Raw genomic sequence first — 329 nt, 5'->3', positions numbered from 1 at the left:
GCGAATGCGGTGGGTCAGTGACAGATGAATTGACTGACCCACCGCATTCGCGAGCAAGCCCGCTCCCACAGTTGACCGCATGCAGTTTTGAATATGAGATCGGCTGTGGATTTGCATGCACTGAAGAGCTGCTTTTCTGTGGGAGCTGCCTTGTCGGGTCGCCGCATCGCTGCGATGCAGGCACCTCGGTACATCAGGCACACTGAGTTGATGCCATCGCAGGCAAGCCAGCTCCCACCTTTTGACCGAGTATGGCTTTGCTGTTGCTGTTGCTGTTGCTGTTGCTGTTGCTGTTGCTGTTGCTGTTGCTGTTGCTGTTGCTGTTGCTG

At 55.3% G+C, this 329-nt stretch carries 1 pseudogene; it reads right to left on the bottom strand.

The window, feature by feature from the left end:
* Nucleotides 1-14: 14 nt before the first annotated feature.
* Nucleotides 15-329 (bottom strand): annotated as a pseudogene (locus K0H48_RS02570) (hypothetical protein); the annotation flags it as partial.

It is taken from the genome of Pseudomonas sp. Xaverov 259, from assembly GCF_019352915.1.
In the GTDB taxonomy this organism is placed as follows: domain Bacteria; phylum Pseudomonadota; class Gammaproteobacteria; order Pseudomonadales; family Pseudomonadaceae; genus Aquipseudomonas.
Note: the sequence above shows the minus strand (reverse complement) of the source record. Positions and strands in the feature narration are given on the sequence as shown.